10 protein-coding genes are annotated in these 12,750 nt (G+C 66.4%); 4 read left to right on the top strand and 6 right to left on the bottom strand.

Translation table 11 applies throughout. The annotated features are described in order from the left end of the window. Positions 1-16: 16 nt before the first annotated feature. Complete coding sequence (gene htpX, locus B9A11_RS16055; RefSeq protein WP_058248823.1) at positions 17-964, top strand: zinc metalloprotease HtpX; 948 nt, start codon at positions 17-19, stop codon at positions 962-964. Positions 965-966: 2 nt separating this feature from the next. Here the strand turns inward: htpX and B9A11_RS16060 are convergent, their stop codons facing one another. After that, a complete protein-coding gene (locus tag B9A11_RS16060; RefSeq protein ID WP_058248824.1) occupies positions 967-3,810 on the bottom strand; it encodes a Hint domain-containing protein in 2,844 nt (947 codons plus the stop codon). Positions 3,811-4,043: 233 nt separating this feature from the next. On the opposite strand from B9A11_RS16060, the gene B9A11_RS16065 reads away from it, so the two are divergent. Continuing rightward, the gene (locus B9A11_RS16065) at positions 4,044-4,559 is read left to right on the top strand and encodes a DUF2478 domain-containing protein (protein ID WP_058248825.1); all 516 of its coding nucleotides are present in this window, start codon (positions 4,044-4,046) and stop codon (positions 4,557-4,559) included. Between the two features lie 47 nt (positions 4,560-4,606). Here B9A11_RS16065 and B9A11_RS16070 read toward each other — a convergent pair whose 3' ends face one another. Further along, positions 4,607-5,740: a type 2 periplasmic-binding domain-containing protein gene (locus B9A11_RS16070; RefSeq protein ID WP_058248826.1), complete on the bottom strand. Its 1,134-nt coding sequence runs from the start codon at positions 5,738-5,740 to the stop codon at positions 4,607-4,609. Between the two features lie 152 nt (positions 5,741-5,892). Here B9A11_RS16070 and B9A11_RS16075 point away from each other — a divergent pair, with 152 nt between their 5' ends. Next, positions 5,893-7,209: an NAD(P)-binding domain-containing protein gene (locus B9A11_RS16075; RefSeq protein WP_058248827.1), complete on the top strand. Its 1,317-nt coding sequence runs from the start codon at positions 5,893-5,895 to the stop codon at positions 7,207-7,209. 12 nt (positions 7,210-7,221) lie between these two features. On the opposite strand, the gene B9A11_RS16080 is transcribed toward B9A11_RS16075, so the two are convergent. Then, the gene (locus B9A11_RS16080) at positions 7,222-8,286 is read right to left on the bottom strand and encodes an AbrB family transcriptional regulator (protein WP_058248828.1); all 1,065 of its coding nucleotides are present in this window, start codon (positions 8,284-8,286) and stop codon (positions 7,222-7,224) included. A 13-nt stretch (positions 8,287-8,299) separates the two neighbouring features. Then, positions 8,300-10,465 carry an acetate--CoA ligase family protein gene (locus tag B9A11_RS16085; protein WP_058248829.1) on the bottom strand — a complete coding sequence of 722 codons (2,166 nt, stop codon included), beginning with the start codon at positions 10,463-10,465 and terminating at the stop codon, positions 8,300-8,302. Between the two features lie 218 nt (positions 10,466-10,683). Here B9A11_RS16085 and B9A11_RS16090 point away from each other — a divergent pair, with 218 nt between their 5' ends. Further along, positions 10,684-11,073, top strand: a complete 390-nt coding sequence (locus tag B9A11_RS16090) for a DUF2255 family protein (RefSeq protein WP_234988873.1) — start codon at positions 10,684-10,686, stop codon at positions 11,071-11,073. A 107-nt stretch (positions 11,074-11,180) separates the two neighbouring features. Here B9A11_RS16090 and B9A11_RS16095 read toward each other — a convergent pair whose 3' ends face one another. Further along, positions 11,181-11,810, bottom strand: coding sequence for an NADPH-dependent F420 reductase (locus B9A11_RS16095; protein ID WP_058248831.1), 630 nt, complete (start codon positions 11,808-11,810; stop codon positions 11,181-11,183). A 66-nt stretch (positions 11,811-11,876) separates the two neighbouring features. Beyond that, positions 11,877-12,683, bottom strand: coding sequence for a carboxymuconolactone decarboxylase family protein (locus B9A11_RS16100; protein ID WP_058248871.1), 807 nt, complete (start codon positions 12,681-12,683; stop codon positions 11,877-11,879). Positions 12,684-12,750 lie beyond the last annotated feature (67 nt).

A 12,750-nucleotide genomic window follows, 5' to 3' on the forward strand; every position in this document is an offset into this window, starting at 1 on the left:
GCATAGGAGACCAAAGATGGGCTACGCCAAGACAGCGATCTTGATGGCCGCGATGACGGCCTTGTTCATGGGCGTCGGATACGTGATCGGCGGCACCGGAGGGATGCTGTTCGCGCTGATCGCCGCCGGGGCGATGAACGCCTTTACGTGGTACGGCTCGGACAAGATGGTGCTGAAAATGCACAACGCCCAGCCGGTGATCCGGGGCGACCGCTTTGGCCTGCACGACATGGTGGCCGATCTGGCGACAGGCGCGGGGATGCCGGTGCCGGCGGTCTATATCATCAACGAGCCGCAGCCCAACGCCTTTGCCACCGGGCGCAACCCGCAGAATGCCGCCGTGGCGGTGACGACGGGCCTGATGCAGCGCCTCTCTCGCGAGGAACTGGCAGGCGTGATTGCGCATGAGCTGGCCCATATCCGCAACCACGACACGGCGATCATGACGGTGACGGCGACCTTTGCGGGCGCGATTACCATGCTGGCGAACTTTGCCTTTCTGTTTCGCGGGGGCGGCGACAACCGTCCCGGCATCGGCGCGACCTTGGCGATGATGTTCCTTGCGCCCATGGCGGCGGGGCTGGTGCAGATGGCGATTTCGCGCACGCGCGAATATGCCGCCGACAAGGCCGGGGCCGAGATCTGCGGGCATCCCTTGTGGCTTGCCTCGGCGCTGGAGCGGATCCAGGAGGGCGCGGCGCGCATCGACAATCACGCCGCCGAGGCGCATCCCGCGACAGCACATATGTTCATCATCAACCCGCTGCACGCGCATAAACGCGACAGCCTGTTCGCGACCCACCCCGCCACGGAAAACCGCATCGCCGCCTTGCGCAAGATGGCAGGCGGACAAGGCGCGCGGCCCCAGACCCAGCCTCAGACCAGCATGGCCAGCAGCCGCATCCCCCGCACCGGGCATCGGCAAAACGCAGGCAAGCAGACCACGCGCAATCCTTGGGGGTAATCTCAGGCTAAACCGTTTGTGCGCGCGCTGGCGCGGCGGCGCAAGCGGGACGACCAGTCCAGGCAGGTCGTCTCGGTTACGTCGCGGCGGTGCAGGACGGGGCGGGCTTGGGGGCCGTAGGCAGGCTCGACCAAGGCAAGGCCCAACAGCCCTTCGGCCAGCGCGGGGCACGCCCCCAGCAGGTGCATCCGCAGCGCAGGCGCCACGGCGGCAAAGCCCCCCGGACCGGGCCAAAAGCTTTCGACCCAAGCGCCCTCGGCCCGGATCAGCGCGTGCTCTTCCAGCAGGATATGGTAGTAGCGAATGCCTTGGCAGCCGCGCATGATCCGCGCCCCGCCCCAGCCGGTCAGCGACATGTGCCGCGCCCGCACCAAGGCGCCGCCGTGTTGCCCCGGCACCCAGACGCAATGCTGCGCCGACACCCGCAAGGGGCGCAGATTCCCCAAAGCCCCCTTCCCGATCAACACGGGAAAGAGGCGCGGATCGTTCAGCATGTCTGTGCGCGTGACGTCCCGGAACCCGGCCCAGAGCACGCGCTGCGGCGGGCCATCGCGGGTGCGCACCAGATCGCCGGGCGCAAGGCTGTCCACCGGGCGCACACCTTTGGGCGTGTCGACCAGTGTGCCCTCGGCAAGACAGGGCACCCCCATGGAATACATCGCCCCGGTGGAGCTGACCTGCGCCGGGGTCACCCCGGTCAGCGTCACCTGCTCGCCGCCGGGAAAGCTGAGCACCGCGTTGCCGGACCCATCGTCGCTGACCACCACGTCAAAGACCCGGATGGGATCGCCGCCCGCCGTGGTCAAGCCGCTGACGTCCAGCTGGTCGACCGTAAAGCCGCCGCTGTCGGTCATGTCGAAATCGGTGATCGTGTCCGACCCATCGCCATCAGCCATGACGATGGTATCCGCCCCGGTGCCGGTCGTGATCACGTCGTCGCCGGTGCCGCCGGTCAGGATATCGTCCCCGGCCCCGCCGTCCAGCGTGTCGGCCCCGGCCCCGCCCGTCAGGCTGTCATTGCCGCCCTCCCCCGCGATGCTGTCGGCAAAGCCCGAGCCGGTGACCGTATCGGCCCCGTCCCCTGCGGCGATGTTCACCCCGGTCGCGGCGCTGCTGGCGTCAAAGGTATCCGCCCCGGTGGTGCCCGTCACATACTCGATCTCGTAGAAATTATGCGTGGTGACGCCGCCGTCATAGGTAAAGCTGCCAAACTCCCATCCGCCCCAGGTGACCGACACCGGCGCGCCGGACAGTTGCAGCGTGTCCCAGTCGCTGCCCCCCTCGCCGCCAAAGGCCGAAGTCTGCCCGTCCGCCCCGGTGACGATCAGGACGTCTTGGCCCGCGTCCCCCATGATGGTGTTGACCCCGGCCCCGCCCCAGATGGTGTCGTCGCCATCCGCGCCTTGGAGTGTGTCGCTGCCGTCGCCGCCCTCGATATAGTCGGCCCCGGCGGCGCCCCAGATGGTGTCATCCCCCGCGCCGCCGTAGATCGTATCATCGCCAGAGCCGCCGCCCACGGTGTCGGCCCCGCCGCCCATGTCGATAAACAGGCCAGAGCCATCCAGCGCCGCATCGACGCTGTCGGCCTGCGCGGACATGGTCAGCCCTTCGATATTGTCAAAGGACACGGCGTTGCCACCATCGGAGGCGGTGCCATCCTCCCACCCGCTAAAGGTGACGGTGACCCCGGTGGCGGTCAGGTAGGTAAAGTTCAAAAAGTCGTTGTCGGACCCGGTGGTGACGGTGTTGCCACCAAGAACGGTGTCATTGCCCCAGCCATCCTCGAAGAAAAAGATGTCGCCATCCGCGCCACCTTCGAGCGAGTCTGACCCGGCGTTGCCCGCCAGATAGTCGCCCCCGTCACCGCCGAAGATGGTGTCGTTGTCCGCGTCCCCAAGGATGACGTCGGTGCCCGCATCGCCGTACAGCAGGTCTCCGCCGGTGCCGCCGTAGATCTGGTCGTTGTCGGCACCGCCGTAGATGGTGTCGTTGCCTGCGTCGCCCCGCAGGGAGTCGCTGCCCGCCTCGCCGTAGATCAGGTCTTCGCCGTCGCCGCCAAGGACGGTGTCGTTCCCGTCGCCGCCATAGAGCGTGTCGTTGCCGCCTTCGCCAGCGATCCAGTCGTTCCCCGTGCCGCCGTAGACGAGATCGGTGTTCAGACCCGCGTAGATGGAGTCGTTCCCGGCGCCGCCGTCGATGGTGTCCGCGCTGCCCAGTTGAATCCCGTCGACATCGTCGATCAGGTCATCGCCGTCGCCGCCAGAGACAGAGTCCCCGCCGTCGCCGTAGTAGATCGTGTCATTGCCCGCGCCGCCGTCGATGGTATCGGCACCGTCGCCGGCTTCGATGCTGTCGGCCTGATCGCCCGCCGCGATCGAGTCGGCACCGGCGCTGCCCTGGATGGTGTCGGCGTCAGACGGCGAATAGGTGTTGGACGCGATGTTGGCATAGGGCACCGAGGTCACGTTGCCCAAGGAGGTCAGGGTACAGACGACGCCGGGCTGAACCTCCTGCGTGCCGATGTACCCGATCAGAACGCCTGCGATTTCGACGGCATAGATCGCCTGGGTCGCGCCGAACTTATCGACGTAGCCGAACTGGTCCTCGATATAGACACGCCCGCTGGCCACCGGGTTGCCAAGCGCATCGGTGACCACGGCGCTTTGGTTGGCGTCGTCGCCCACCTCGTTGTTGGACAGATCGCCGCTGAGGTCGGGGTCATCGTCGGTAAAGACAAAGGTATAGCCATCGGTTGCTGAATCCCAAGCCGGGTCCAGCATGTAGTCACTGCCCCCGAGGGCAATGAACGCCGTAGGCGCGTAGCCGATGAACGTATATGTCGCCATGATCGCACCGGGCTTTGGCGCCCGGCATACCCCCAAGACTTAGACGAAGATCAAAGTCATTATTCAGACGCAGGGTAGTTTTCGGTTAACGCCGCCCGGGGTGCATAAATTTGTTCATAGATTCCTTAGGTTTCGCGGCCAATGGCCGTCATTTCGCCGTGAATCGCCCCGGGGCGGCTTTCTATTTTCGCGTGTAAGGGGTAGGTAGCAGCCACCTCATCAGGAGCGACCCCATGACCCTCGCCTATGTTCTGGCCGGCAAAGATTCTGGCACCAATACCCTGTTCGACGATCTGGCCAAGGCGCTGACCGCCAAGGGGATGCGTCTGGCGGGCACGGTGCAGATCAACACCGAAAAGGCTGCGCAGGACCTGTGCGACATGGATGTGCGGGTGTTGCCGGACGGGCCGATGATCCGCATCTCGCAGGATCTGGGCGGGGCGTCGCGCGGCTGCCGTCTGGACCCCGCAGCGTTGGAACAGGCCGTTGGCCTGACCTCCGAGGCGGTGGCCAACGGGGCCGATCTGCTGATCGTCAACAAGTTCGGCAAGCACGAGGCCGAAGGGCGCGGGTTTCGCGAAACCATCGGCGAAGCCTTGGCGCTGGACATCCCGGTGCTGGTCGCGGTGAACCCCGGTAACCTGCCGGTCTTTCAAGTCTTTTCCGGGGGGCTGGAAACCGCTCTGCCCGCCGAGCTGGGCGCTTTGACCACTTGGGCACAAAGCCTGCACGCCGAAGAGGCCGCCTAAGCCGCGCCGCAAACCGGGCGCACCGTGGCGCCCGGCCCTAAAGCGCATCAGTTCATGCCATAGACCGCCGGGTCGAGGTCGTTGAACATGTTGTCCATCAACAGCTGGGTCAGCGCGTCTTCGTCGTTGCGGTCGGGCATCGCACGCACCAAGGCGCCCCATTTCGCCACATAGGGCTCAAAGCTGGCAAACACCGCCTCGGGGTCGTCGATCTTGTAGGTGTTGCGGGCGATCCCGGCCATGGCGCCGACGCCGTTGTCGATCCACGCCTGCACGGCGGTGGTCAGGCTGGCGGCGGGCTCTGCCTCGGTGGTTTGACCGCTGGCCTTGGCGTCATCCAGCGCGCTGTTGGCCGCTTCGGCGTACAGGATATGCGCACGGGCCTGCGTGCGGGCGGCGAGTTCCATGATGGTCTGACGCTGCTCATTGGTCAGACCCTGCCACCAACCGCGGTTCAGCGTCATCTGCGGCGAGTTGAACGCCGGCGTCCAGCGGGTCAGCGTGGTGTAATTCGTCACCTCTTGCAGGTTGCCATCGCGCAGCCAGTTGGCCCACAAAGAGGCACAGTCCAACGCGCCCGTCTGCAACGCCTGATACGCCTCAGAGGCGGGCATCCCCACCGGCACGCCGCCCAGTTCCGTTACCAAAGCCCCGATCAACCCATAGGCCCGCACCTTGAGCCCCTGCATCTGCGTCGCCTCGGTGATCGGCGCGTCGGTGTTGCACATCAGCGAGTATTCCGGCGTGGAAAAGCCCGCCAGCGGCAAGACGTTATGCCCCGCCCATTCGGCCTGCGCCGCGGGGTCGCGCATCGTCCAGTCGGCATAGGCCGCGCCGATGGCAATCGGGTCCGGCTCGATAAAGCCATAGCCCGCGATGGACGCGTTGATCGGCAGGTCCGACGGCGTGTAGCCCACCGTGGTCTGGCCGATCTGCGCAATGCCGTCACCGATCCCTTGCAGGTGCGATTTCGGCGGCATAATCGCCCCACCGGTGAAATGCTCAAAGCTTAGCGCGCCGCCGGTCGCCTCGGCCAAATCCTTGACGAATTGGTCGTTGGCGCGTGTCGTCGGCTCTGTCGGGGCGTTCCAGCTGGAAAAGCGGTAGGTCTCGGCGCTGGCACCGCTCGCCAGCAGCAGCGCCAAAGCGGTGGTCGCCGCGCGTTTGGTAAATGTGGTCATTGTCTTTCCTCCCTGTTGCGGCTGCGCGCCTCGGCAGGGTGGCCAAGGCGGCAACACACCCCGATCCCCGCAAATGGCGTGCCAGAGGTGCGCGCCCGCTTGGCATGGCGATTGCGCGGCTGTGTCCAGGTGCGACGCAAAGGGGCAACGGGATGAAGATCGGTTACGTGGGTTTGGGCGCGATGGGTGGGTCGTTGGTGCGGTGGATGATCCCGCATCACGAGGTGACGGTGTTTGACCTGAGCCCCGACGCGGTCGCGGCCTGCGTGGCGCTGGGGGCGCGGGCGGCGACGTCTCTGACCGATCTGGCGCGCGCCTGCGACGTGGTGTTCCTGTGCCTGCCGCGCAGCGCCAACGTCGCCGAGGCGTTGTTTGGCAACGATGGCCTGGCCGAGGCCTTGACCCCCGGCACCATCGTCGTTGATCAGACCAGCGGCATGGCCACGGACACCCGCGCCTTTGCCAAGCGTCTGGCCGAGCGCGGTATCGCCATGCTGGACGCGCCGGTGGCGGGGGGCGTGCCTTCGGCGCAGGCGGGGACGATCACGATCATGGTCTCCGGGCCCACAGAGGCGCTGGACATCGTGCAGCCCGCGTTCCGCTGCATGACCGCCAAGATTTACCACGCCTCCGAGGCGGTGGGCGATGCCCAGGCGGTCAAGACCCTGAACAACATGATGAACATGGTGATGCGGGTGGCCACGCTGGAGCTGACGGCGCTGGCGGTGAAACAGGGTGCGGCGCTGCCCGCCCTGACCGAGGCGCTGATCGCCAGCGAGGGGGCGAATTTCACCACCCGCACGGTCTTGCCCGCCTTGGTGGCGGGGCGGTCGGTGGGGGATTTCCGGCTGGCCCTGATGCTCAAGGACAACAATCAAGCGCTGGCGCTGGGGACGGCCTGCAACGTGCCGATGCCCCTGTCGGCTTTGGGCCGGGCGGCGGTGCAGCAGAACATCCACATCACCGGGGCGCAGGCGGGTCTGGACGAGGTGAACAGCTATATGCAGCAGGTCTGCGGGGTGCGGTTTGACGCGGGCGCGGGCGCAGGCCTGCCAGAGGCCGACTTTGCCCGACTGAGCCAGACCATCGCCACCACGCTGGCCGCCTGCAACCGCGCGGCGTTTCTGGAAACGCTGTCTGTCGCGCGCGCGCTGGGGATGGATCTGCGCGCCTTTGGCGACATCCTCAACAACGGCTCGGCGTGGTCTCGCGAGAGCGAGGCGGTTTTGGCGGAGGTGGGCGGCGCGCCCTGCCCGCGCACCCTGACCGACGCCATCACCGCCCTGCGCGCGGTCGAGGACATGTCCGTCGCCACCGGCGTGCCGCTCATGATCACTGGCGCGGTGCGGGCGCTGTTTGAGACCGCGCAAAAGACGCTTGGGGCGGATGCCGCGCAGGACCAGCTGGCCCGCGTCTACGAGACGGCGGGGGGCGTTTCGCTGCGCCTCAAGGCACCAGAGCCCGCGTGACCTAGGCCCAGTCTAAGCCCAACGGCGGATGACGTGAAACGCGCCAATCGCCGTCAGCATCACCAGCACATAGCGGATGATATGGGCGACGGTCACATAGGCGACGCTTTGGTTGATCGCCAGCGCCAGCAGGCTCATCTCCATCATGCCGCCAGGGGCGTAGCCCAGCAGCGCTTCGAAATAGTCGAGGCCCACCAGCCAGACCGGCACCAGCGCCATGGCCGCCGACACCACCAGCGACACCAGCGACGAGGCCAAGCCAAAGCCCATGCTGCGCGCGGCGCTGCCAAAGGTCACCCCGGCAAAGCGCGCCCCAACCGACGTGCCCAAGACCAGCTGCGCGCCCAGCGACACCACCGTGGGCACCGGCGCGCGGGTGACCCCCGTCAGATGCGCCACAGCCGACAGCAGCAGCGCGCCCAGCATCAAGCCCGCCGGGATGCGCAAGGCCTTGGCCACCCACGGCCCAAGCACCGCGCAGGCCAGCAACACCGCCCCGTCGCGCAGGCCAACATCGCCCAGATGCGTCACCGGGCGGGGCGCGCCCTGCCCCACCGATCCGCTGTGCCAGACCACCACAAAGGCAATCGCCAGCACCGACACCATGACCCGCATGGAATGGGCCAAGGCGATCTGCCGCGTGTTGCCGCCATAGGCTTCGCCCAGCAGAATCATGTCGGTCAGCCCGCCGGGGACGCTGGACAGATAGGCGGTGATCGCATCTTCGCGCGCGATCCGGCGGAAAAACACGTAGTTCACAAAGGTCGAGATCAGGATGAACACCGGGATCAGCCCCAGGGGCAGAGCCCATTGCCGCAGGTTGGCGAAAATCTCGGGCAGAAAGGCCGCGCCCAGCACCACCCCCAAGGCGGGCAAGGCGATGGGCCGCAGAAAGTTCGGCCCGATGACCGGCGCCCCCATCAGCGCCGCAAAAGTGTTCACCACCATCGGCCCCACGAACCACGGCAGAGGCGCGTTCAGCCAATCGGCCAGCGCGCCGCCGATGATCCCCAGCAGCAGGGCCATGGCATAGCCGGTTTGGGTCTTGCGGTCGGGGAGTTTGGCGAATGCAGTCATGCGTCCTCGGAGGTTACGCCCCCAATAGGCCAGCCCCGCGGCACAGACCAGAGCACGCACGCCTGTGCCCATCATAGGCGGGGCTCAGCCCTTGGACGTGCCCAAAAAAGTCAACGGCCACAAGGCCCTGCCCCTTTGGGCGCACCAGAACCGGGTTGATTTCCGCCTCGGCCAAATCGGGGGTGCGCAGGATGGTATCGCCAAAGCGCAAGGCCGCGTCGATCAGCGCCTCACTGTCCGCAGGCGGCGTGCCGCGAAAGCCCTCCAGCACCGTCCACAGCTTGAGCCGCCGCAGGGCGCGCTCCACATCGGCGCGGGTGGCGGGCAGCGCCAGATAGGTGATGTCGCGGTACAGCTCGACCGCCACCCCGCCCGAACCGATGGACAGCAGCGGGCCGAAATCGGTGTTGCCCAGACAGGCCAGGACAACCTCGACGCCATCGGTGACCATCTCTTGGACCAGCACCGGCAGGCCCGGATTGTTCAAGATACGGCGAAACTCGGCGGCGTGGGCGTCGACCTCCTCTGGCGTCTGCACCCGCAGCTTGACCAGGCCCAGCTCTGTCTTGTGTTCGGCGGCGTCGGGCAAGACCTTGACCACCACGGGAAAGGTCAGCCCCGCGCAGGCCTCTGCCGCCGTTTGGCCCGGCTGGACCAGCGTCCAGTTGGCGGCAGGCACCCCGGCTTCGGTCAAATAGTCCATCATCTGGTCCCAGCTTTGCGGCACCGCCAGCGGCGTGCCTGTGGGCGCGGCGGCCACCTCTATCCCGGCAAAGCGGCGACGGTCATAAAGCCAGCGCAGCGCCCGCATGGTGTGGGACGGATCGTCGGAAATCAGGATGCCCGCCTCGTGGAACTCGGCCCGGATCTCGGGCGCGACCTTTTCCATGGCAAAGGTGATGATGATCGGCAGGCCGCTGTCCTTGGCCGCCTTTTTAAAGGCGTCGGCGTTGTCGGTGAGGTCTTTCATCCCCGACGAGGCGAACTGGATCACGATGGCTTCGGTGCGCGGCTCGGCGGCGAGAATGGCCAGCGTGTCGCGGAACAGGTTGGGGTACTGGCGGATTTGCCCGGTCAGATCGACGGGGTTCGCCTTGCGGGCAAATTCGGGCAGCGTGTCCTCTAGCTGGGCCATGGTGGTCGCGCCAAAGGTGCACATGGGCAGGCCGCGCTCGTCGCTGTGATCGGCCAGCAAAGCCCCCGCCCCGCCAGAGGAACTGAGCACCGCGATGCCGCCCAAGGGATCGCCCGAGACCCGCGGACCCGGCATAAAGGACAGGGTTTCGACCGCCGCCATAGCCTCGCCCAGGCTGTCGACCATGATGACGCCCGCCTGTTCCAGCACGTCCGTATAAATGGCGTGGGGCGAGGCGATCTTGCCGGTGTGCGAGGCTGTCACCTCTTGGCCAAAGGCAGAGCGGCCCGCCTTGAGCACCACGATCTGGATGCCGCGCTGGCGGGCGCGGGCGGCGATGGGCAACAGCCGCGCGGCATTGTCCAACCCTTCGAGGTATAGCCCCACGACCCGCACGTCGTCCTGTTCGACCACCCAAGACAGCGCGTCCAGCGCATCCAGCGCATCCATGCAGGTCTCGTTGCCGACGCTGACCACGTAGGAACAGCCCAAGCCGGTGCGTTGCAGATGCGCGCCGGACTGGCTGACGATGGCAATGGGCGCGTGGCGCAGGGTGCTCAGGCCAGAGGCGGCAGCGCCAAGGGTCAGCATGGTCTTGGCCTTGACCGACCAGACGCCCTGCCCGTTCGGCCCCAGCACATGCACCCCGTGTGTGTCGGCGGCGCGGCGCAGATCGCGGGCGAGCTCTTTGCCGCTGTCGATTTCCTCGAAGCCCGCAGAGTAGACGATGGCGCAGGTGATGCCCTTGGCCCCGCATTCCGCGATCAGGCCGGGGACGGTGGCGGCAGGCGTGATGATCAGCGCCACGTCCGGCACTTCGGGCAGATCGGCGAGGGTCTTGTAGGCTTTGTGGCCTTCGACCTCCTCGGCGCTGGGGGACACCGGGTAGATGCGGCCCCGATAGCCGTGGTTGATGAGGATCTTGACGATGCGGTTGCGTGCGCCGGGTTTCGGGGACGCCCCCACGATGGCGACGCTTTGGGCGCGAAAGACCTTGTCGAGGGGCGGGATAGAGCTGTGGAGGGGCGCGGGATGCACGGTCATGGCTGTCTTCTTTCGGGTCTGCGATCGGCGCGTGTGGCCGGTTGCAGTGGCTTTTCGCAAATGCCGTGCCAGTTCATTTATCGCCGCCGTGCTGAAATTGATGAGCCTTGCTCATGAGCGGTTTGGTGCGATGCGCGCTTATCCCCGTGTGCGCATGAGGTAATCTGTTGTGACGCCAAAGGCTTGGGCCGGGGGCGCTACGGAGGGGGCAAAACGACATGTCACAGATGCACTGGACCAAGAGCCAACTGGCCGCCTTTGCCCCGGCGGATGATTTCCACGTGGCGCCGTTTCGCGCCGAAGGCGTCACCTATGGCACGCCGACCTTTATCTGGTCGGTGGTGGTGCAGGGGCGGTTGTTCGTGCGGGCCTATAGCGGGGTCGGATCGTCGTGGTATCGCGCCGCTGTCGCCCAGGGCGCGGGGCGGATCGTGCTGACCGGGCGCAGCCTCAAGGTGGATTTCGCGCCGGTTGGGGGCGAGATTCTGGACGCGATCGACGAGGCTTACCGCGAGAAATACGCCTCCAGCCGGTATCTCAAGCCGATGATCTCCGAGCGCGCGCGGGCGGCGACGGTGGAGGTGACGCCGATTGATCCGTATCGATGATTGTGCTGGCGCGCTGCCCTGTCGCTGGAGGTGGGGCAAATAAGGATGGAGGGGGCTCTGCCCCCGCTCCTGCGGAGCCCCCCGGGATATTTTGAAAGAGAAGAAGCCTAGAGTTTCGAGAAACGATAGGTCAGTGCCGGCCCGCCCGGCTGGCCGTAGGCGAGGACGGCGGTGAACATGGCAAAGGGTTCGGCGTAGCGGCCCGTCGTCAGGCCGCCTGCGTCGAGGGGGGCGAAGCCGGCGTCTTTGATCAGGGTGGCGGCGGTGGCTTTGGCTTGCGGGCTGTTGCCGTACATCAGGGTTTGCGGCGCGGGGTTGGGTTTTTGCGCGCGCACGGGGGCGAAGCTTTCGGAGGGGTTGGTGTTGAAACAGCTGACCCACTGGGCCTGCGGGCGCAGTTTCGCGAGCTCTTCGGCGCCCGAGGTGGTGGGGCCAAGCACGAGGGTTTCGTTGGCCTCATCCAGCGGCACGCAGCAATTGAGGACGGTTTTGCCCGCAAGATCGCCCGCCTGGGTCAGCACGTCGTCGATGCGCGACCAGTGGACAGACAGCAGGATCGCATCGGCATTGGCGACGGCCTCTGCGACCGGGGCAGTGCTGCCGCCGGTTTCCTGTGCGAGGCGGTCGAGTTTGGCTTGGCTACGCGCATAGCTAAAGGTCATGTTGTGGCCTGCCTGCGCCCAAGCTCGGCCAATTGCGCCGCCCATCAGGCCCGATCCGAGAATGGCAATCTGCATGTCTGTCCTTTGTTGTTCTGGTCACCGTGGGGTGGGACGCGCCGCGACAGCGCGCCCCGTCAGGGGTTACTGCGCGCGGTTGGCAAAGACCTCTTTGGCGACCGGCATGGCCGAGAAGACCCGCGGCCAGCCCGCGTAAAAGGCCAGATGCGCCAGCATACCGCCCGCTTCGGTTTGGGTCAGACCATTATCCATGGCGCGGTTGAGATGAAAGGTCATCTGTTCCGGCTGGCCCGCGGCGATCAGGCCCGCCACCGTCACGAGGCTGCGGTCGCGCGGGGCCAGATCGGGGCGCAGCCATAGGTCAAGAAAGAGCATCTCTTGGGTATAGTCCACCACGCCTTGGCTGACGTCGCCATAGGTGTTCTGGACCATGTTTTGGCGGGCGTCCTCTGCCTTTTGGTTCAGGGGCAGCAGGTCGGGGGACGCGCCGGGCAGGTCATCGGCGGACGCCCCGCGCGCGGCATAGACCGGGGCCATGGCCTGTGCGGCGGCGGTGGCATTGCCCCAACCGGTGTAAAAAGCCAGATGGGTGATCGTCTCGGACAACTCGGCCGGGGTGACACCAGCATCCAGCGCGAGGGCCGTGAATTCGCCAAGCTGCGCGCCTTCGCCCCGCGTCACCATCGCCGCAAAGGTCACCAGCGCGCGGTCGCGCATGGACAGGGTTTCGGCGTTCCAGACGGTGCCGAACAGCCCGTCGGTGATGTAGGCCATCAGCGCCGGGGCCACGGTGCCGACCTCTTGGGGGAGGGTCTGGGTCAGGTCCTGGGCGGTGGCGGTGGTGGTGGTGCCCATCAGGGCAATTGCAGAGGCAGCGATCTGGGTTTTCCTGGCAAAATCCTTTTGTGTTCGGGTGTTGCCAAGAGACATGGGGTCAAGCTGCAAAAGGTAAATGAAGTTTCTGTCCAGCACAGTGATGAACGGATTTCATCAATCA

It is taken from the genome of Tropicibacter naphthalenivorans, assembly GCF_900176475.1.
Lineage (GTDB): Bacteria > Pseudomonadota > Alphaproteobacteria > Rhodobacterales > Rhodobacteraceae > Tropicibacter > Tropicibacter naphthalenivorans.